The sequence below is a fragment of the Amycolatopsis eburnea genome (assembly GCF_003937945.1).
Classification (GTDB): Bacteria; Actinomycetota; Actinomycetes; order Mycobacteriales; family Pseudonocardiaceae; genus Amycolatopsis; species Amycolatopsis eburnea.
In genome coordinates this window covers 1-232 of the sequence record NZ_RSEC01000071.1, presented here as the reverse complement: position 1 = coordinate 232, position 232 = coordinate 1, and the positions used below count along the sequence as shown (strand labels likewise).

The window sequence follows — 232 nt, the reverse complement described above, 5'->3', positions numbered from 1 at the left end:
TCTGGGGGCGGGTTTTGGTGGTGGTGGCCAGGGTCCGGGCGGCGGGGATCCCCAGCGACAGCTGCGGCGCGGTGGGTTCCTCGATGATCGTCACGGGGTTAGCTTTCCCGGCCGAGTTCGACGCTTTCCAGCACGGCGAGGGCGTCGGGGACGAGGACGGCGGCGGAGTAGTAGGCGGAGACGAGGTAGGAGATGATGGCTTGTTCGCTGATGCCCATGAACCGCACGTTCA

The 232-nt window shown here is 66.8% G+C and carries 1 pseudogene; it reads right to left on the bottom strand.

Annotation, left to right across the window (positions count from 1 at the left end):
• Nucleotides 1–98: 98 nt before the first annotated feature.
• Nucleotides 99–232: pseudogene (locus EIY87_RS48860) on the bottom strand (hypothetical protein); the annotation flags it as partial.